We start from the raw sequence: 20,145 nt of genomic DNA, 5'->3' as shown, positions 1-20,145 counted from the left end.
ATGTGTATAWGCGATATGGATGATACCGCTGCGACGGATATAGCATTGAGTTCGACTTCAGTATCGGAGAGTGCAGGCATTGGCACTGTTGTTGGGACGCTTTCAGCCACAGATGCGGACAGTAGTTCCTTTAGCTACAGTATTGTCTCTGATCCCGATAGCAAGTTCACTATAGATGGCAATGAGCTCAAGCTTGCCGCAGGTGTTGATGCCGAGAGTGCGACATCACATTCCGTCACCGTTGAAGTAACAGACGGAGCAGGCAACAGTTATCAGGAGACTTTCTCCATTGGTGTTTCCGATGTGGATGATACCGCTGCAACAGATATAGCATTGAGTTCGACTTCAGTATCGGAGAGTGCAGGCATTGGCACTGTTGTTGGGACGCTTTCAGCTACAGATGCGGACAGTAGTTCCTTTAGCTACAGTATTGTCTCAGATCCCGATAGCAAGTTCACTATTGATGGCAATGAGCTCAAGCTTGCCGCAGGTGTTGATTACGAACAGACTAATTCTCACAGTGTGACTGTTGAGGTGACCGATGGAGCAGGCAACAGCTATCAGGAGACCTTCTCCATCGGTGTTTCTGATGTGAATGATACCGCTACTACTGATATTAACGATCCTGGTGATATGTCAGGGGCCACTTTAATCGGAACTTCAGGTGATGATGTTTTAAGTGGGACGGTTCATAAGGATGAAATCTGGGGGCTAGATGGAAATGATGTTATCTCTGGCAGTAATCAGGCTGATACGCTTGTCGGTGGTGAAGGAAATGATGTGCTGTCAGGTGGAAATTCCGGCGATATCTTGTATGGTGGGGCTGGTCAGGATGTTATGGATGGAGATACCGGCGCCGATACGCTTTACGGGGGATCTGGAAGCGACAATATGGCCGGCGGCCAAGGCACAGATACTTTATATGGTGGATCCGGAAGTGACAATATGGCCGGAGAACAGGGCAATGATCTTTTTGTTTTTGATGGGTCTAACGAAACAGGAGATGCCGATTGGGTCGATGGGGGGCAAGGTACAGATACCATTGATCTGACGAACGCGCTAGATGGCTGGACAGTCGTCTTGGATAATGGAGACAGTTTTTCTAGCGCTGATGCCTATGATCCATCATTATTGACGGATGATTCTGGGACAATAACAACAGGGAATGGCGCAACGATATCATTTGAGAGTGTTGAAAGTTTTACATGGTAATTTTGATTGATAGATGGATTTTAATGACGACCATTTTAATGGGGAAAAGGATATTTTGAAAAATTCCAACTGGTTAAATAGGTATCAAATTACCAGTGCGATGCCTCATTTGGAATTCCCAAAACTTGGTACACCCACGAATATGGCTGTTATCAGTGCTTTAACGCAAATGGAAAACAGTCAATGGTGGTCAGCAGATGAAATCAAGGAAGTACAGTTCACACAACTATATCAACTTATCCGACATGCAATCAAAACCGTTCCTTACTACAAAGAATTAAACGTTCCCAAAAATGCAGAAGATTTACAGCGGATTTGGCATGATATCCCCATTTTAGAGCGGGGCAATATTGTTGGGAAAAGTGATGATCTTGTTTCTTTGCATCCGCCCAGAAGTCATGGAAAGATAAATACTCAATATACTTCAGGGTCAACAGGACAACCGATTGGCGTGAAGAATACTCAATTGAGCAGAATATTCTGGCGTGCCTTTACAACACGAGATCATATTTGGCACGAGCGAGATCCGAATTGGAAGTTGGGCCATATAAGGGTGGCAAAAAAAGGAACAGCGGAATATCCGGGTACTGTCGGTCAAGGATGGGGAGCACTTAAAGGAAAAAATGCTCTGATTGAAACCGGACCAATTGCGGGTTTAAATATCAATACCAGAGTTGAAGATCAGGCAGAATGGCTGGTCCGGAATGATCCTGATTTTTTGATTACCTATCCCAGTGTGATACAGAAATTGGCTGAATATTGCTCTAAAAACAAAATTCAACCCTCAAATTTAAAACAGGTTGAAACGATATCGGAAGTTTTAACTGATAAGGTTCGAAAGCTTGTATACCGTGCTTTTGGCGTTAAAATTGTTGATCTCTACTCAACAAGGGAACTTGGGTATTTAGGGTTACAGTGCCCGGAAAATAATCATTATCATGTGCAAAGCGAAGGGGTTTACCTTGAGGTTGTGGATGATGAAGGTAAACCGTGCCCAATTGGTGTCCCCGGGAAAATAGTTGTTACGCCGTTACATAATTTTGTTATGCCTTTGGTTCGCTATGCTGTTGGTGATTACGGTGTCATGGGAGAAAGCTGTTCATGTGGTCGTGGCCTGCCGGTTTTGAAATCTATTTTAGGCAGAGAGAGAAACAGGCTACGCCAACCTGACGGTCAGTATCGCTGGATAGCAATATCCGCCAAAGAATATGGCGAATTACTTGAAATTGCACCTATTCGTGAATACCAAATTATTCAGGTTTCGTTTGAAAAGCTGGAATTGAATGTTGCTGTTTATGGGGAGCTATCAGAGCAGCAGTTCCAGAAGCTTTCTATTTGGGCAAAAAAGGCACTATCTTTCGAGGGTGAGGTCGTTGTTAATTGTTATGCAGATCTCGAGCGGGCAGCTAACGGAAAACTTGAACTGTTTAAAAGCCTTGTTGAGTAAGCTCAACGCTCACCAAATGAACTGTCCAGGGCTCTGTAAATAGGCTTGAGTAAATATTGCATCACAGTACGCTCACCAGTGTTGATGTCTGCATCAAGGACCATTCCTGGTAAAATCAAATTCCGTTCGGGGTTGTTTCCTACATAATTTTTATCAAGATCAATTCTGCCCTTATAAAAGGGCTCACCTTCTTCATCCTGAAATGTTGAAGCCGAGATGTGGGTTAATACGCCTGATACATTACCAAAGCGGGATACATCATAAGACGTTATTTTGATTTTCGCAGGTTGTCCAATTTTGAGGTGACCAACGTCTTTTGGTTGTATCTCTATTTCGGCTATAAGCTTTTCGGAAAGGGGCACAATTTCCATAAGAACATCACCGGGACCAATAACAGCACTTATTGTCCTGGTGGCTAGTCCTTTGATAATACCGTCTGTTGGTGCTGTAATTTCTAGTCGGGAAACCCTATCTATCAGTTTGGCTTTTGCTTCTCTGACTTCTGCTAATTCGGCAGTTACAGATCCCATTTCAAGAAGTGAATCATTTCTTAGATTGGCTTCTAATTCAATGAGGCTATTTTGGGCTTCTATTTTTGCTTCTCGTGAGCGAATGATATCGCCTTGAACGAGTAATAATTCTCCTGTCACCTGTGTCAGGGATCGTTCAACATCTAATAAGCTGGCGCGTGCCTCAATTCCTTTTTTGTATAGATTTCTATGTAACTCTACTTGTTCATTTGTGATAACTATTTGTTTTTTAATGTTTTGTTCTCGATTGACCAAAGATTTCGTTTCACTGTCTCTTTGTTCTATACGTGATTGTAAAACAGATTTCTGGCTTTTGAGGGCTTCAAGTTGTAACGCGAGAATTGCTTTTTGATCATTGACCAGGTCCGGATAATCTTTCGCAAAGTTGAAATCGGGAGACCGTCCTAAAACAAACGCTTCCAACCTTTCTGCTCGCAATGCTAAGCCTGCTTCACGGGCTTTTAGCTGTTCCAATTCTCCTCGGGCTACAGTTTCATCCAATCGAAGTAAAAGGTCTCCTTTTTTTACAATTTCTCCATTATCAATCAAGATTTCGGAAATAATGCCGCCTTCAAGATGTTGTACAACATGCAAATTTCCCGCTGGTACGATACTCCCACGAGTTGAAGATCTTTCGCTGATCTGTGCTGATATCGCCCAGATGCCAACGCAAGTAAAAATGGTAACAACAACGATAATAAATTGTCCCAAAAGCTTTGGTGGTCCACCTTCTTCCAATAAAAGAGGCTGGGAAAGAAAACGAATAAGAGATCTGTTCACACGGACAGGCAGGCTCTTTTTTACTTTCATATCGCTCATGATATCACCTGTTCTCAGATACTATGTTAACGGGTGGCATTGGTTTTCCCATGCCAAGTTTTCCCATGCCAAGTTTTTCCATAACAGGTCCTGGTGGGCCATTTAATACAACTGTTCCATTTTCAAGATAAAGTATTCTGTCGGCTTGACGCATATGACTTGGACGATGAGTGACAGCTACGATTGTTGTTTGTCCCCTCAGGTTATTTATCTTGTCGAGCAAGAGTGCGTCGCCTGCCCAATCGAGATTATTCGCAGGTTCGTCCAATAGCATAATGTTTGCTTGCTTGATATATGCGCGCGCCAAGAGAAGTTTTTGTTTAAATCCAGCTGGAAGCTGACGTTGCAGTTGATCGGTAATGCGTGTTTCTAAACCGTTTGAAAGTTCTTTAATTTCCTCTTCCAAACCTACCTCCTTAATTGCCTGTAAGATTAGCTCTTTGCTGGCGCCAGGCTCTGACAATTGAAGGTTCTGGATAATAGTGCCATGGAACAGGTGACATTGTTGAGGGGCATAGGCGATTGAATTTCTAAGTTCCCCCATATCAAGTTGACGAATATTAATGCCGTCAATCATGATGGCACCGGATTGTGGCTTATAAAGACCAGCAATAAGGCGAAGAATAGTTGACTTTCCAGATCCATTCGGCCCGGTTACGCAGACAAATTCACCTTGTTTAATATTAAATTCTGTACCTAAAAGAGCTGGCTCGGCAGTAGATGAATAGCGCATGCTCACACGATTAAAGGTTATTTCCCCTCGAAAGCGTCGATGCCTGTTGATAATTGAGTTAGGCTTTTTTTCTAACTCAAGTTTCATGAGTTGATTGAGTTGATGTATCCCGGTTTGTATCTGTTCAAGTTTTGTGAAAGAGAGAAAGCCGGTTTGAAGAGGAGAAAGAACACGCCAGACCAAGGCCATGGATGCAATCAAACCACCTAAAGTGATACTGCCACCAAGAACAAGTAATGCACCAACAGCAAGGGTTGCGATGCCTGAAAGCATCATCAGAAATTGTGCCAAGGTTTGAATCAAAGACGATATCTGGGTGCTATCAAAGTTGCTTTTTGCTGTTTGGGCGGAAATATCTCTGAATCGTCCATGCCATATAGCTTCTGCCCCAACTAGTTTTATGGCTCTGTATTGTGACATCATTTCAACAAGAAATTCCTGTCTTTTTGACTTTGCTGAACTTGAACTTTTAATAGAGCGTTTGAGTAGGGGATGAAAAATAGCACCGATGAGTGCAAAAAGAGTGATGAGAACAAGCGGGATCCAAGCCAGCGGTCCTGCCACAATTGCAATCACGAGAATATATAAAACTGTATAAGGCAGATCCAGAAAAACAGATGCGAGAGGACCTGTGAAGAAATCTCGTATTCCTTCAAATTGTTTCAGACGAGCAATTTGAGATCCAATACTTGCTCGCTCCGTCATGGCAATTGGCAAGTGGATAATTTGTCGAAAGGCTGCTGTCCCTATAATTAAATCCATTCGCCCGGCGATAAAAGACAACATGCGCGCCCTCATAACACGTAACAGAGTGTCTGCAATGATGGCAATCGACACGCCCAGAACCAAATTGGTGAGAGTTAGCTGTGATGATGAAATAATTACCTTGTCATATACTGCCATGATAAAGAGTGGGACACTCAGGGCTAAAGTATTAATGAAGGCTGTAACGCCGAGCATTTGCCAGACAAGTGGTTTAAATCGCCTGCTTATTGTATCAAACCACTGATCAGAGGTTGATTGTTTTTGTGTGTCAGACTGATTGTCTGAAAGTTTATCTATAAGATATGCTGTGCCGCTAATGCCCTTTGTATCTATATTTAGTATCTTTTTTTCATGGCTGTTATAAATGGTTGCCTTGTTGCCATTTATTGAAAGAATAACAAGTGCTACGCCTTTTTTTGGGGTGTACAGGCAAGGGACAAGGCGTGGATCAAGTTTGTTAAGGTTTATTTTTTTGGGATATGCCGGAATGTTTAAGTTTGATAATATCTTTAAAAGCTCTGAGCAGCCGATTTCATCCGGAAAATGAGGCAAGGCCTCTATAATATGTCTGCGAGTTCCATTCCAGCCTAAATGGTGAAGAAGTGTCGGGATACAGGCCGCAATGTCTGACTTTTCTTCAAGACCACCAAGTGAAACGTGTGTTGTTGATGTTGCCCCGGCACTTCCAACATCACTGTTAAACTGTTTGTTTGGGGAAACAAACATGTTTGATGACGACATATTGTTATCCTGCTGCTATTGGGGGGATATTGGGCTTATCAACTGCTTTATCTGCAACTGAAGTATTCGTCATTTCTTTTTCTTTAAGGGCACCATTAATCAAATTGAATTGACAATCGGCCAGATTTAATAACGATGGCCTTTGCGATATAAGAATTATTGTGGCAAGACCTTTTAAACGTTCCATCATTTGTCTAAGTTTTTCGTCACTTTGATTATCGAGCGCCGAGTTTGCTTCATCAAAAAGAATGATCTTGGAGCCTTTTGATAAGGCTCTCGCCATAGCAATACCTTGTTTTAGTCCAACTGAAATGTCTTCTGAGGTACCATTGGCAACCAAAGTATCGTAACCAAGTGGTAATCGGTTAATTGGTTTATCTATGCCAAGTAGTTGAGTTGCTTTAATCGCATCGTCTACAGAGCTTTTTTTATGAAAAAGAGTGATGTTTTCCAGAATTGTCCCCCGGAAGAGAACGGGCTGTTGAGATAAGTAGGCTATTTGATTGCGGATGCCTTGCGGGGCAAAATCTGTTGAGTCCAAACCGTCATAAAGAACACTCCCGCTCGTTGGAGAAAGAGCGCCTAAGACAAGTTGGAGCAAGGTTGATTTCCCACTACCGGTACCGCCGGATATGCCAATAAATTGGCTGACTTCAACGTTTAGTGAAATGTCTGTAAGCAAAGATGTTTTTTTGTCATATGCAAAGCTAATGTTTTTGAGTTCCAATCTCCCTTTTAGCGGGGGGACTTCTTTTCTCTCTCTATTGCTTTCCTCATTAAGTGCAAACAGTTCTCTCAATGAATTTTGCGCGACTTTTATGGTTTGAAATTGTGTCCAAATGCCAAGAGCACGTAATAATGGCTGTGCAGTGCGGCCTGCCAATAAAGTGCTTGCAGCTAATGCCCCCATACTTAAATTACCTGCAATTACATGCGTTGAGCCTATCGCTGCTACAGCGACCATAATCAAGAGAGAGAAAATCAATCCTAGCGTTTGCGCAATGTTACTCCAGAACGTGACAAGATAAGTACTGGCTGCACCATTTTCCTGCAGTCGCTCATATCGGCGCAGCATTAAAGTTTCCATAGCCAGTGACTTGACTGTGTGTATGTGTGTTAAAACCTCAATAATAAAATTAAAACGATAGTCGTCGTGTTTTGATTTTTGCTTGATATGTTTTTTTAAGATAAGACCGACAAATCCGGCAAAGATAATTAATATGCCAAGTATAGCTAGAATTGTGTATACAAGAGTTCCGGCGATCACATAGATAACAGCTAAAAACAGACTTGCAAACGCGAGATCAATAATGAGGGTTTTGGATTGGCCTGCATGAAAATCTCTGATTATTTCAAGTGCATTGAAGCGATCCATGTGATCCCCAGGGGCATTTTTTTCAAATGATCTGATATCACAAGCAAGCATTCTTTTTACTGCACGGCATCCGCTTAGGTGCTCGTATTGCATTGCTTGCCAATTGGATAGGTAGTTCCTTGTAAATTGAAATAATCCATCTATAAAAAGAACAATTCCGAGACCTAAAATAAAAAAGGCCATTGTGTTTATTGATGCATTGGGGAGTACGCGGTCATATATCTGTAGAATGACCACTGGTAAAGCCAACGAGAACACATTGATCGCAAGGGAGGCTGTCAGAATTGAAAGCGAGGGAAAGGGGAAATTTGGTAGTGTGTTTGCTTCTGCCCGGTAGTGTGCTTCAGTTTGGTCAGTTTCAACTTGAGTGGCTGAATTAGCGTTCATGTGTGCCCTGTTATGAAAAATTCTGATCCATGATTTTAAAAACGACGCGAGTATCAACTTCAATTTACAATTTTCATAGTTGATATTTTGTTAATGATAGGTTGTGTTTTTTGTAGCTTTAAGTCTTATTTGTTGTGTTGACAGGCTTTTATTGAATTCTTGTAGACTGAAACTGAAAAGGCTTTTACTCTTTCTCTCCTATAACAAGAATAACTTTAATTTGGGAGTTTCATGATGTTAAAGCATCTTTCCGGAGCGGCGGCTATTGCAACGGGCTTATGTTTGATGACAGCACCTGTGCAGGCCGATTATTCCTTAAACATTCTACATATTAATGATTTACATTCGCGCATTCTGCCTGTGAACAAGTATGATTCTACTTGTGGGGCAGAAGATCTTGCCGAAGGAAAATGCTTTGGCGGTTTTGCCCGTGTTTCAAAGGCATTGAATGATCGCCGTGCTGCCTTGGAAGCCAAAGGTGGTAATGTATTGGTTCTTGATGCCGGTGACCAGTTCCAGGGATCATTGTTTTATACAAATTACAAAGGTCAGGCTGCTGTTGAGTTGATGAACATGACCGGTTTTGATGTCATGACCATTGGTAACCATGAATTTGATGATGGCCCTGATGTTTTTCTGAATTTTATTGAAAAAGCCAATTTCCCGATTGTTGGTGCCAATACAATTGCGGCACCAGGGTCCGTTTTGCGTGGCAAATACGGGACTTCTATTGTTTTGGAACGCGGCGGCGAAAAAATTGGTATTATTGGTGCGCTGGCGGAAGATACTGACGAGACATCAAGCCCGGGCGATGATATCTCTTTCTTTGACACTGCGAACGCAGTGCAACCAATTGTTGATCAAATGCAGGCGCAGGGTGTTAACAAGATTATCTTGCTAAGTCACTTGGGTGTTCCACGGGATAAAGAAGTTGCCAAGCAATTGACTGGGGTCGATGTCATTGTCGGTGGTCATAGCCACACTTTGCTTTCCAACTCCAATGACCGCGCGGAAGGGCCATACCCCGTTGTTGAAACGGCCCCTGACGGCAAGAAGGTTCCAATTGTACAGGCCTATGCCTATTCGAAGTTTATGGGTGAGCTTAATCTGACATTTGATGATGATGGTAATCTGAAAGGCTGGAGTGGTGATACCGTTCTTCTTGATCAGTCCTATCCGGAAGATGCCAAGATGCAGGCCCGTATTGCTGAACTCAACAAGCCATTGGATGAAATTCAAAAACGGGAAGTAGGATCTGCATCCAGTGTTATTGAAGGTTCCAGATCTGTTTGCCGTTCAGGTGAATGTGCGATGGCAAATATGGTGGCTGATGCTATGCTTGCCCGTGTGAATTCCACCGGTGGAGATGCAGTAATCGCGCTTCAGAATGGTGGCGGTGTGCGTGCCTCTATTGACGCTGGTCCTGTAACAATGGGGGAGGTACTTACTGTTCTCCCATTCCAGAACACAATTGCGACCTTCAAGTTGAAAGGTGCTCACTTCATTGAAGCACTTGAAAATGGCCTTTCAAAAGTTGAGGAAGGTGCTGGTCGCTTCCCGCAGCTTTCAGGCGCACGTTATACATGGGATCCAAAAGCAGAACCCGGTTCACGTGTTGTCTCTGTTGAAGTTGGCAACGACAAGGATGGTTTTGTTGCTCTGGATGAAAACAAAATCTATAGCATGGTAACAAACAACTATGTCCGTAACGGTGGTGATGGATACAGTGTTCTAGCGAAACACGCTATTGATGCCTATGATTTTGGTCCAAGTCTGGAAGATGCCCTTGCTGATTATATTGCAGCAAACAGCCCTGTAGAAGGAACTGTTTCCGGTCGTATTACAGCGCAAAAATAAAGTCATCATGACTTAATTTTTTAAGACAGGTAAAATTCATAAAGGCTCTGCATTTTGCAGAGCCTCTATTGTTCTTTGGTTTCTTAATGTTGTGAACGAGAGAGCTCTGTCTCTGGTATGGTAGAAAAGACCGGATTTTGCTTCATGGTATGAAGATTCTCAATGACATTGGATTTCCTGCTTTGATGGAATGCCAAAAGAAAACCCCGCCTTATGGCGGGGTTTTGCTAATTCTATATAAGAGTTATCAGGCCCGTCTGCGTCTGCTACGACGTTCGCCACGTGCACCGGCCTGACCTTCCGGGGCTGGCTCACGGTACTTGCCGATCCACTTCAGGCAGTCCTGATCTTTTGCAAGCAAAACGTCAGAAGCRCGGATCCCGGCCAGCTCTTCTTCGTGCAGCGGGTTCATGATCGCAGATGTCATACCTGCGGCGGCTGCCATAGCAAGGAAGTGTGCGTTCATGGCRTGACGGTTTGGCARGCCGAAWGAAATGTTGGATGCGCCACAGGTTGTGTTAACACCAAGTTCTGTTTTCAGACGGTGRAGCAGGGCAAAGACCTGTTTCCCGGCTGTACCCATGGCACCAATGGGCATAACCAGTGGATCAACGACAACACGGTCACGGGAAATGCCGTGATCAGCAGCACGCTCAACAATCTTCTTGGCAACTTCGTAACGAACGTTCGGATCTTCAGAGATACCGGTTTCATCATTTGAAATGGCAACAACAGCTGCATCATACTGCTTTACTAGCGGAAGAACACGTTCGAGAGATTCATCTTCACCGGTCACAGAGTTAACAAGGGCACGACCTTTGTAAACCTTCAGACCTGCTTCCAGGGCATCGATGATAGAGGAGTCAATGCAAAGGGGAAGATCTGTCAGGCCTTGAACCAGCTGAATGGTTTCTGCAAGGATCTTCGGCTCATCCGCCAGAGGAATACCTGCGTTGACGTCGAGCATGTGTGCGCCAGCGGCAACCTGTGCCAGACAGTCGGATTCCACACGGCTGTAATCACCATTGGCCATTTCTTCCGCAAGTTTTTTACGGCCTGTCGGGTTGATCCGCTCACCAATAATACAGAAAGGATCATCAAAACCAATTGCGATCTCTTTGGTCGCTGAACTAACGATCGTACGGGTCATATCGGTGCGTCTCCGGTAAAGTAGGGTATTTACCCAAAATTTATAAACAATAACCCCAATTCTTTTCGGGGTTTTCTTATTAAATATACATAGACAAGCATGCGTACAGACGCCTGCGCGACACTATGTAGCCCAAAAACGCTGTCAGTGCAAAAGAGGTGGCTTTATTTTACCTGATGTTTTTCTCCTTGTTTCTGACAACATATCAATAGGGGGGATATTGCGACAATTTTACCATTCGCAAAACTAAAGATATATATTATAATCATCTTATTATTTGTTTTATTGAGTACATAGAAATGCACCAACCGTTTACAGAAATTACAGATGAAACCATTCACAGGATGGTGCACAGCTTTTATGATCGCGTGCGTCAAGATCCGCTGTTAAAGGATGTTTTTAACAATAGTATTGGCGATAAATGGGACCCCCATTTGGCCACCATGTGTCGCTTCTGGTCTTCGGTTTTGCTGACCTCTGGCCAGTACAAGGGGAACCCCATGATGGTTCATATGAAGGTTGATGGTATCAAGCGCGAGTTATTTGCTCGGTGGCTAGAGCTGTTTAGGCAGACCAATCAACAACTGTTCACAACTGAGATTGCAGACCATATACAAGAAAAAGCCGAAAGAATTGCCCAAAGCCTGATGTTAGGCATTTTTTATAGACCCGAGGATGTTAAAGTTGGCTCTTGATTAACAATTTTAAGCAAAAAAAGCATTGAAAACAAAAGGGTTGGAGAAATTTTCCAACCCTTTTTATTGTTATTTTCCTTTACTAAAAACGAGGAGCAAGGCTTCCTAACCACTGCGCACTTGAGACAGGAATGCATCCAATCCTTGTTGAAGGTGAACGGATTGTTGTGACAAGCTGCTAGATGCATTCAGGATTTCTTTTGCTGTTTCTCCTGTATCTGCTGCGGCCTGTCTTACGTGCTGGATATTACCGGAAACTTCGCGGGTGCCCGCAGATGCTTGCTCGACATTACGGGCAATCTCCTGAGTTGCAGCCCCTTGTTCTTCAACAGCGGTTGAGATAGCTTCGCCAATTTCATTAACCTCACGGATAGAATTACCAATTGCTTCCAGTGCCTTCGCAGCATCCTCTGTAACTGACTGTACATTGGAAATTTGACCGGAAATTTCTTCAGTCGCTTTTGCTGTCTGATTGGCGAGGTTTTTCACTTCGCTTGCAACTACGGCAAAACCTTTACCGGATTCACCTGCACGGGCTGCTTCAATCGTTGCATTGAGGGCAAGAAGGTTGGTTTGTTCGGCAATACCAGTAATTAGCTCTACAACTTTGCCAATTTCATCAACCGAGCTTACAAGAGTGCCGACAGTTTCATGTGCTCCTCCTGCTTTTTCAACGGCGACAGCGACAACTTCTGAAGAGCGTCCAACCTGACGGTTAATCTCGCGTTCAGAGGCTGAAAGTTCTTCGGCCGCTGCGGCGACGGTCTGTACATTGGACGCTGCTTCATCAGATGCAGCAGCAACAGAGGTTGCCTGTTCAGAGGTATTCGCGGCCGTTTTTGCAAGAAGCTGGGCTGATGTTTCCATGCCAGTTGCCGCATTGCTGACTTCGCGAATGGTAGAACCAACCTGATTCTCAAAATCGTTTGCGAGTTGATTGATCAGTTTTTTGCGTTCATGAGCGGCTTGTTCTTCTCTCTCTTTTTGTTCTGTCTCCATTGCGCGAATTTTCTCAGCATTCTCTTTGAAGACCAACACGGCACGGGCCATTTGCCCGATTTCATTTTTCCACTCTACCGCAGGTACCTTGATAGATAGATCTCCTTCGGCCAAACGCGTCATTACTGCTGTTAGTGAAGTAATTGGTTTGTTGAGGTGATTACTGCTCCACCAAAGGTTCATACCAGACATAAAAATGAGGAAAATAAAGACCGATGTCAGAGCAAAGGTATTCAAGCTATCGACAAAAGTAATTGATTGATGAACGTATTGTGTATCCTGTTCGATATTCTTTTGAACAGTCTCATTTAAGATTGCGATACCATCCAGAGCAGGTTGATCGTCAATTTTGACTGCAGCGTCTATTTCTTGCGGTGATTTTCCTGACTTGATCATGGTCTGTGCTTCAGCAAGCTTTGTCGCATAATTATCAACAACTCTCGCAATATTGTTCAGGGCATCAGCTTCTTGTTTGTCAACTCCCAGTTTCTGATAGCTGTCCAATGCTTTTTTTGCGCTGGCGATTGTTGCATTAATTTTTGCAACACGTTGTTCATCTTGGCGAAGAACATAGTTCTTGAATTGGTGGATCAGGCCACCAAAACCAAGTGCCCGTTGCAAGTCCGTAATTGCGAGTTGTTTACTGTAATCAACTTGGCGGAATGTATCCCAATGATGATTTATATCCTCGTTACCTTTGTGACTGAAATAGGTTGTGGCACCGACAACACAGACAACTGCCAACAGTACGGCTGAAAAAATCATACCCAAATGTTTGATTTGGAAATTCGTGATAAACATTGCGAACTCTTTCAATAGAACTTTAGCACTCGAAAATTGAGTGTATTTGCAAGGCACATGACAGCAGAACCTGAAAAAATAAAAGCCTCGACTTTGTTTGTTCAAAGGCGAGGACAACATCTCACAGGCATTTCGCTTCGTATTATCAAGGAGAAGTGTTAAAGGATATTAAAAACGACAACCATAAGATTGTGTTGCTTAAATGAAATTTTCTTAAGTAAGATCAATAAAAACAAATAAATAAGACTGCTGTCAGCAATTCTTGAGTGATTTACTCGCGCTTTTGTGTCGCATGTGGCGTTCAGGAAAATAATCGATAGTTGTAGGTGTGATTGTTTATTTTGTATCTACGATGCCATATTTCTTGAGCTTTTCAGCAACGGTTGTGTGGGAAACGGCAAGTACCTTTGCTAGTTTTCTGCTACTTGGGTGGTGTGGGTACAGGCTTGAGAAGAGATCTTTTTCGAATGTCTCCAAAGCTTCTTTATAGTTGGCGACAGTATCAAATCTCACACTTGAGATAGAGGCAATTTTCGATGATTGTGCATCGGGAAAGTCAATATCTTCTGTCGTGAGTTCTGTGTCATCACATAACGATACTGCTCTGAAAAGGGTATTTTCCATTTGGCGGATATTGCCGGGCCATGCGTGGTTGTTGAGCGAGGTGAGCAACTCTTGAGATACCTTTGGAGGCGAACAATTTACCTGTTTGGATGCACGGGTAATAAAGTGTCGAGTTAAAAGAGGAATGTCCCCTTTTCTTTGTCGAAGCGGAGGGAGGGTTATGGAAAGTACGTTCAGACGATAATAAAGATCTTCCCTGAATGAGCCAGTTGTGACCATTTCTTCCAGATGACGGTTGGTTGCACTGATTACCCGGACGTTTACTTTGATTTCCTTTGTACCGCCAACACGTCTAAAAATTCCATCTTGCAGAAACCTTAAAAGCTTTGCCTGCAAATAAGGGGATAGTTCGCCGATTTCATCAAGAAAGAGTGTGCCTGTGTCTGCCAGTTCAAGTAAACCGGGTTTGCCGCCTTTCACCGCAGAGGTAAAAGCGCCGGGGGCATAGCCAAATAGCTCGCTTTCAGCCAGGTTTTCCGGCAAGGCGGCGCAGTTCAATGCAAGGAATGGTTTTCTGTTACGACTACTGGTTTCGTGACATGCGCGGGCAAAAAGCTCTTTGCCTGTTCCTGTTTCACCCAGGATAAGAAGAGGGGCATCAACTTTTGAAAGGCGTTCGGCCTTGCCCTTTATGTTTTGCATGATTTCTGTTTCACCAAGAATGGCATCAAAACCGCGGGTTGCCTGTCGCGTGTCCAAAGCGCTAAAGGCGCGACCAAGCTGTGCCGGTCTTTGGAAAATGAGTACACTACCTGATATTTTACTGTCTGATTTTTCTTTTGATGTTATTGGTTCAGCCCGAAGAAGGTAAGTTTCCCCGCCCAAAATGGCTTCTGTTTCAGTAATGTGAAACCCAGACTCTTGAAGCGTCGTAATCAATGGTGTGTGCAATAGGGTGTCCAATGAGGCATTACGCAACTTGGCTTCGGACTGTTTGGTTATCGCCTGGGCTGCTTCGTTTGCTTGAGTGATGTACCCATTCGTATCAATAGCGATGACAGGCTCTGGCAAGCTGGATAGCACGGCATGTAATTGTAAACGTCTTCGTTCTGTCGGCAAAAGATCAATGGCACTGACCTCATGGATCCCCGGAACTGACTTTACTGCGGTCGTCAGTATTTCCAACTCGGATTTTCTCAGGGCGGGAATGTCCATATATATGAAGTGTGTCGTTACTTCCATATTTCGGATATCCAACCCGGATTTTACCAGAACATTTAAAACCTCATAGGTGATGCCTAAGCGATTATCACCTTTTAATTGCACGCGCATGTAAATAATTCCTTACGTAAGAAATTATTTACAACACATATTTGTCAAAAAATCAAAGATAATAAAGAAACAGACGGTTAGTTTATAAAAGAATGTAAGGAATTTCTTACGCGTTAGTGATGAATAATCTTCTAACCTGTTGAAATAAAATAATTTTATTTGTTGGCACGACTGTTGCTGTGACAGGGGGCAGAGTAAATGCTTCATTCTGGGAGAAGAAACAAATGTCTGATGCTGCTGGTAAAAAAGGTTTTGCAACCCGTGCAATCCATCATGCCTATAACCCTTTGGATCATCAGGGGGCATTGAATCCGCCAGTTTACATGACATCAACCTTTGCCTTTGATAGCGCCGGGCAAGGCGGTAGGCGTTTTGCGGAAGAAGAAGGCGGCTATATCTATAGCCGTATTTCTAACCCGACACTTGCCCTTTTGGAAGAGCGAATGGCTGTTCTGGAAGGTGGCGAGGCCGCTTTGGTGACTTCTTCTGGTATGGGGGCGATTACATCCGTCTTCTGGACACTTGTGAAGCCGGGCGATGAAATCATTGTTGATCGTACTCTTTACGGCTGTACCTTCACGTTCTTTAATCATGGATTGGAACGGTTTGGCGTTAACATTCGCCATGTTGATTTGACTGATCCTGCGAAATTGGCAGATGAAATCAGTGACAAGACACGTGTTGTGTATTTTGAAACACCAGCAAATCCAAATATGCGTGTGGTTGATGTCGAAGCAATTTCAAAGGTTGCTCACAGCAAAAATGCAACTGTTGTTGTTGATAATACCTATTGCAGCCCTTATCTTCAGCGTCCACTGGAACTCGGCGCAGATCTGGTTGTCCATTCCGCTACCAAATACCTCGGGGGACATGGTGATCTGACAGCAGGTGCTATCGTTGGTTCTGCCGAACTTATGCATGATATCCGTTTGATTGGTCTAAAGGACATGACTGGCGCAGTTCTCTCTCCTCAGGATGCGCAGCTTATCCTTCGGGGCTTGAAAACCTTGAACTTGCGCATGGACAGGCACTGTAAAACCGCACATACCGTCGCGAAATACCTTGAAAACCATAAACTGGTTAGCAAGGTTTATTATCCCGGCCTTGAAAGCTTTGAGCAGCATGCTGTCGCCAAAAAACAGATGTCTGATTTTGGTGGTATGATTGCATTGGAACTCAAAGGTGGTCTGGATATGGGGCAAAAGATGATTGATGCCTGCCAGATGATCGTGCGCGCCGTAAGTCTTGGCGATGCCGAGACACTTATTCAGCATCCGGCAACCATGACCCATTCTACCTATACGGAAGAAGAGCGTCTGAAATATGATATTACAGATAGCCTTGTTCGTTTGTCCGTCGGGCTAGAGGAAGAAGAAGATATTCTGGCAGATCTGGATCAGGCGCTGGAAATTGCCGGTGGTGGTCGTAACGTAAGTGTTATGCCCAAAAGTGCATAATAAAGAGTAAGCTGGGGCTGCTTTTCGCATAGGGGAAACGAAGCCCTCGTAATTAACCCGGTACTGGAAAGTCCGGGGGTTCTGCCCTAGGGTCATAATTCCTGAGATCATAATAAACGTATTTACTACAAGCGCTTGGGGCAGATAAATCAAATAGACGGAGAGATCGTTCGTGAGCTTAAAAGATATTCGTGGTGTTCCTGTTTCCTATTCGGATCAGAAAGCAATTGATGCCATGGAGGACGCACACATTTGCGCCATGTCTTTTTATGGTGATCCCATCGGACGAATTGACAAAGTTCTTTCAGAACACCCCGACTTTATTATGGGGCATTGTTTCAAAGCTGCCTGGCTGACCCAAACGCTAGAAACCCGTATTTACAAAAGAATGGTTGCTGCGTTGAATGCAGCCGAAGCGCTTTGGGATAAAGCCAATGATCGGGAAAAGGGACATATCAAGGCTGTAAAAGCGTGGGTTGAAGGTGATTTTTACGGGGCAGTTCAGCAATGGGAAGCTGTTTTAACCAGCAACCCTTATGATCTTCTCGCGCTTCAGTTAATTCATCTTACGGATGTTTTGCTGGGCGATGTTGCGGGGCAACGTGATTGTGTCGCTAGGGTTTTTGCCCTTTGGGACGAAGATATGCCGGGTTATGAATTTGTCCTCGGTTTTTATTCTTTTGGCCTGGAAGAAAACTCTGACTATCTGCAGGCCGAAGAAATGGGGCGTATGTCGCTTGCGATCCGTCCAGATAACCCCTATGCCGTTCATGCGGTTTCTCATGTGATGGAAATGCAGGGGCGACAGGCTGCTGGTATAAGCTTTATGCGTGATCGCGCGCCGAGTTGGTCAAAAAGCCATTTTGCCAACCACCTCTGGTGGCATCTGTCACTGTTTCATCTTGATATCGGTCAAATGGATCGTGTGTTTGATGTTTACGACAATAATCTCAGAACACCGCATCAAACAATTGACAAATATGAAGAGCTTGATGCAGCCGCATTGTTGTGGCGTCTCAAGTTACTCGGCGTTGATGTCGAGGATCGTTGGGCATCTCTTGCGGACAAGTGGGAACCCAGTGCTTCTGATACGCTTTATGCCTTTAACGATGTCCATGCCATGATGACTTTTGTGTCCGACGGACGAACCGAAGCAGCACAAAAACTTCTCACCGCCAATGAACGCTATATCGATCATGCAACCGATGCAAATACCGCCATGAGCCGGGAAGTTGGACTTCCTTTCTGTCTGGCGTTACAGGATTTTGAGAATGGAAACTATAACAGCTGCGTTGATCGTCTGTTAGCTGTGCGATATCGGACGCATCGCCTGGGCGGTAGCCATGCACAGCGGGATATTATTGGCTGGACCCTTCTAGAAGCTGCTTTAAGATCCAAGCGTTATGACCTTGCGCTGGCATTAGCAAACGAGCGTTGTGCGTTAAAAAATACATCTGTTCAAAACTGGAACTATGTTGCCCGCGCCCACAAGGGATTGGGTGATATAGCCAAAGCCGATAAAGCGGCGGCGCGCGCGCAATCGTTGATGGCAGGGTAAAGGGGCTTTATTGGAAGCGTTGGCTTTAGCGAACGGTGGTCATGCTTTTTTGAGCAATCTGTGTAATGGCAGCCCAGTTCTTTTCTGTGATGAGATTTTTCGGGGCGAGCCAGCTGCCGCCGACACAGATAACGTTGGGCTGTTTTAAATAGTCTTGAACATTTTCTGTTGAAACGCCACCTGTTGGGCAAAAACGAACATCGGCAATTGGAGAGCTCAGAGATTTAAGCATTTCAATCCCCCCTGAAGCACCGGCGGGAAAGAGCTTTTGAATTTTATATCCCAGCTCTCGTAATTCCAGAATCTCAGACGGGGTTGCTGCGGCAGGTACATAGGCAAAGTCAGCATCAATGGCGGCCTGGGCAAGTTTTTTTGTTGCACCAGGGCTTAGGGCATAACTGGCACCTGCATCTTTAACTTGTTGAAACTGTTCGCATTCCAAAAGAGTCCCGGCACCCAACGTAAGTTCTGGCAGATTTATCGCGATCTTCTCCATAGCGGCGAGGGCAGCATCACTTCGCAGAGTAACCTCTACCGAATTACAACCACCTGCCAGTAAAGCTTCCGCTAATGGAATAGCATCCTCTACACGTTCAATGACCAGAACGGGCAAGATGATAGCCTGTTCTAATGTTTTGCTTAGGAAGCTTTGATGTTTCTTATCTATCATAGCCATAATTGAGAGCCTAAAATGTTGGGGAAGTTACAGGGACAATGGCACCTGTTTGGGCAATGACCTGTTTGGCGAGGTTTGACCCTGTTTTCACCGCCGTGGAAATATCTTGTTCAGATAGCCGTGCGTAGAGATACCCGGCATTAAAGCTATCGCCAGCAGAGGTGGTGTCTTTCACGAGATTTGCCGGAATAATATCATGCTTTTCAGTTTGACCATGATTGTGGACATAAACTTCTTCTGCCCCGTTCTTCAGGACGATTTCTTTGGCGCCGAGTTCTGTGATGCGATCTATAGCCTTCTGAGGCGAGTTGACTTTATAGAGGAGCACTTCGTCATCATAGGAAGGGAGGGCCAGATCACAAATTTCATAAGCTCTATCAATAATAGATTTTGCGTCATCTTCACTTGCCCACAGGCGCGGGCGGTAATTGATATCAAAGGCAATTTTTCCACCTTGCGCCTGAAAGGCTTGGCAAAAATCGAAAAATGCTTCTCTGCCTTTGGGATAAAGGATAGCAAGTGTAATACCGGAGAAATAGAGCCAATTTTTTTTAAACAGTTCGGATTTCAGCGTTTCACTTCGCGGCGTTTGCAAAAGTTGCCTGGCAGGTGCTTCTGATCGCCAGTAGAGAAAGCTGCGTTCTCCATGTTTATCCGTCTGTATGGCATAAAGGCCGGGCACAGCACCGGGGATTTCCTCTATCAAATCTGTATTGACACCAGCATCTGAAAAAGTCGAGATCATGTCTTTGCTGATGGTATCATCGCCAAGTGCAGTAACATAACTGACGTCAATCGCTGATTTTGCACATTGGGCAAGATAATAGGCGGTATTGTAGGTATCGCCACCGTATCGCTTTTGATAGAACTCGAACTGATTTCCCGAGATACCCGCCCCAGAAACTGCCGCTCCAGAAACATCCACTCTGGACAGTTCGATCATACATTCGCCGATGATACCAATTGAGGTCACGTTTATATTCCTGATGAAGCCGATCTTGATTGAAATAGGATCTTTAGTTGGGACATTAGTGCATTTTATAAAAT

The 20,145-nt window shown here is 44.2% G+C and carries 14 protein-coding genes; 6 read left to right on the top strand and 8 right to left on the bottom strand.

The window, feature by feature from the left end; genetic code table 11:
* Window positions 1–1,212: cadherin domain-containing protein (locus tag D9A03_RS00580; RefSeq protein WP_120495296.1), on the top strand; the 1,212-nt coding region annotated here is incomplete at its 5' end.
* Between the two features lie 13 nt (window positions 1,213–1,225).
* Complete coding sequence (locus D9A03_RS00575; RefSeq protein ID WP_120495295.1) at window positions 1,226–2,659, top strand: phenylacetate--CoA ligase family protein; 1,434 nt, start codon at window positions 1,226–1,228, stop codon at window positions 2,657–2,659.
* A 2-nt stretch (window positions 2,660–2,661) separates the two neighbouring features.
* On the opposite strand, the gene D9A03_RS00570 is transcribed toward D9A03_RS00575, so the two are convergent.
* From D9A03_RS00570 to D9A03_RS00560, 3 genes are read right to left on the bottom strand one after another with little or no spacing between them, the layout of a single operon-like run.
* The gene (locus D9A03_RS00570; protein ID WP_120495294.1) at window positions 2,662–4,008 is read right to left on the bottom strand and encodes an HlyD family type I secretion periplasmic adaptor subunit; all 1,347 of its coding nucleotides are present in this window, start codon (window positions 4,006–4,008) and stop codon (window positions 2,662–2,664) included.
* 4 nt (window positions 4,009–4,012) lie between these two features.
* The gene (locus D9A03_RS00565; protein ID WP_120495293.1) at window positions 4,013–6,247 is read right to left on the bottom strand and encodes a peptidase domain-containing ABC transporter; all 2,235 of its coding nucleotides are present in this window, start codon (window positions 6,245–6,247) and stop codon (window positions 4,013–4,015) included.
* Between the two features lie 4 nt (window positions 6,248–6,251).
* On the bottom strand, window positions 6,252–8,009 hold the full coding sequence (locus D9A03_RS00560) for a peptidase domain-containing ABC transporter (protein WP_120495292.1): 1,758 nt from the start codon (window positions 8,007–8,009) through the stop codon (window positions 6,252–6,254).
* A 231-nt stretch (window positions 8,010–8,240) separates the two neighbouring features.
* Here D9A03_RS00560 and D9A03_RS00555 point away from each other — a divergent pair, with 231 nt between their 5' ends.
* The gene (locus D9A03_RS00555) at window positions 8,241–9,866 is read left to right on the top strand and encodes a bifunctional UDP-sugar hydrolase/5'-nucleotidase (RefSeq protein ID WP_254054940.1); all 1,626 of its coding nucleotides are present in this window, start codon (window positions 8,241–8,243) and stop codon (window positions 9,864–9,866) included.
* Window positions 9,867–10,113: 247 nt separating this feature from the next.
* On the opposite strand, the gene D9A03_RS00550 is transcribed toward D9A03_RS00555, so the two are convergent.
* Window positions 10,114–11,016, bottom strand: coding sequence for a methyltetrahydrofolate cobalamin methyltransferase (locus tag D9A03_RS00550; protein WP_120495290.1), 903 nt, complete (start codon window positions 11,014–11,016; stop codon window positions 10,114–10,116).
* Window positions 11,017–11,315: 299 nt separating this feature from the next.
* Here D9A03_RS00550 and D9A03_RS00545 point away from each other — a divergent pair, with 299 nt between their 5' ends.
* Window positions 11,316–11,711 (top strand): group III truncated hemoglobin, encoded by a 396-nt coding sequence (locus tag D9A03_RS00545; protein ID WP_120495289.1) that lies wholly within the window; start codon window positions 11,316–11,318, stop codon window positions 11,709–11,711.
* Between the two features lie 105 nt (window positions 11,712–11,816).
* Here D9A03_RS00545 and D9A03_RS00540 read toward each other — a convergent pair whose 3' ends face one another.
* Both D9A03_RS00540 and D9A03_RS00535 read right to left on the bottom strand, forming a co-directional pair.
* Complete coding sequence (locus tag D9A03_RS00540; RefSeq protein WP_162937902.1) at window positions 11,817–13,511, bottom strand: methyl-accepting chemotaxis protein; 1,695 nt, start codon at window positions 13,509–13,511, stop codon at window positions 11,817–11,819.
* Between the two features lie 336 nt (window positions 13,512–13,847).
* On the bottom strand, window positions 13,848–15,407 hold the full coding sequence (locus D9A03_RS00535) for a sigma 54-interacting transcriptional regulator (protein WP_120495287.1): 1,560 nt from the start codon (window positions 15,405–15,407) through the stop codon (window positions 13,848–13,850).
* 224 nt (window positions 15,408–15,631) lie between these two features.
* On the opposite strand from D9A03_RS00535, the gene D9A03_RS00530 reads away from it, so the two are divergent.
* Window positions 15,632–16,864: a methionine gamma-lyase gene (locus tag D9A03_RS00530; protein WP_120495286.1), complete on the top strand. Its 1,233-nt coding sequence runs from the start codon at window positions 15,632–15,634 to the stop codon at window positions 16,862–16,864.
* A 172-nt stretch (window positions 16,865–17,036) separates the two neighbouring features.
* On the top strand, window positions 17,037–18,422 hold the full coding sequence (locus tag D9A03_RS00525; RefSeq protein WP_120495285.1) for a tetratricopeptide repeat protein: 1,386 nt from the start codon (window positions 17,037–17,039) through the stop codon (window positions 18,420–18,422).
* A 25-nt stretch (window positions 18,423–18,447) separates the two neighbouring features.
* Here D9A03_RS00525 and eda read toward each other — a convergent pair whose 3' ends face one another.
* Window positions 18,448–19,098 carry a bifunctional 4-hydroxy-2-oxoglutarate aldolase/2-dehydro-3-deoxy-phosphogluconate aldolase gene (eda, locus tag D9A03_RS00520; protein WP_254054939.1) on the bottom strand — a complete coding sequence of 217 codons (651 nt, stop codon included), beginning with the start codon at window positions 19,096–19,098 and terminating at the stop codon, window positions 18,448–18,450.
* A gap of 10 nt (window positions 19,099–19,108) precedes the next feature.
* Window positions 19,109–20,071 carry a sugar kinase gene (locus D9A03_RS00515; protein WP_120495284.1) on the bottom strand — a complete coding sequence of 321 codons (963 nt, stop codon included), beginning with the start codon at window positions 20,069–20,071 and terminating at the stop codon, window positions 19,109–19,111.
* Between the last annotated feature and the right edge of the window lie 74 nt (window positions 20,072–20,145).

Origin of the sequence: Kiloniella sp. EL199, assembly GCF_900313065.1 — a bacterium.
Classification (GTDB): domain Bacteria; phylum Pseudomonadota; class Alphaproteobacteria; order Kiloniellales; family Kiloniellaceae; genus Kiloniella.
This window is presented reverse-complemented; position numbering and strand designations above follow the sequence as displayed.

What these genes read in the sequence shown, in the direction of transcription:
- D9A03_RS00575 (WP_120495295.1), top strand. Translation starts at nt 1,226, where the DNA reads ATGGATTTTAATGACGACCATTTTAATGGGGAAAAGGATATTTTGAAA.
- D9A03_RS00570 (WP_120495294.1), bottom strand. Translation starts at nt 4,008, where the DNA reads ATGAGCGATATGAAAGTAAAAAAGAGCCTGCCTGTCCGTGTGAACAGA.
- D9A03_RS00565 (WP_120495293.1), bottom strand. Translation starts at nt 6,247, where the DNA reads ATGTCGTCATCAAACATGTTTGTTTCCCCAAACAAACAGTTTAACAGT.
- D9A03_RS00560 (WP_120495292.1), bottom strand. Translation starts at nt 8,009, where the DNA reads ATGAACGCTAATTCAGCCACTCAAGTTGAAACTGACCAAACTGAAGCA.
- D9A03_RS00555 (WP_254054940.1), top strand. Translation starts at nt 8,241, where the DNA reads ATGATGTTAAAGCATCTTTCCGGAGCGGCGGCTATTGCAACGGGCTTA.
- D9A03_RS00545 (WP_120495289.1), top strand. Translation starts at nt 11,316, where the DNA reads ATGCACCAACCGTTTACAGAAATTACAGATGAAACCATTCACAGGATG.
- D9A03_RS00540 (WP_162937902.1), bottom strand. Translation starts at nt 13,511, where the DNA reads ATGTTTATCACGAATTTCCAAATCAAACATTTGGGTATGATTTTTTCA.
- D9A03_RS00535 (WP_120495287.1), bottom strand. Translation starts at nt 15,407, where the DNA reads ATGCGCGTGCAATTAAAAGGTGATAATCGCTTAGGCATCACCTATGAG.
- D9A03_RS00530 (WP_120495286.1), top strand. Translation starts at nt 15,632, where the DNA reads ATGTCTGATGCTGCTGGTAAAAAAGGTTTTGCAACCCGTGCAATCCAT.
- eda (WP_254054939.1), bottom strand. Translation starts at nt 19,098, where the DNA reads ATGGCTATGATAGATAAGAAACATCAAAGCTTCCTAAGCAAAACATTA.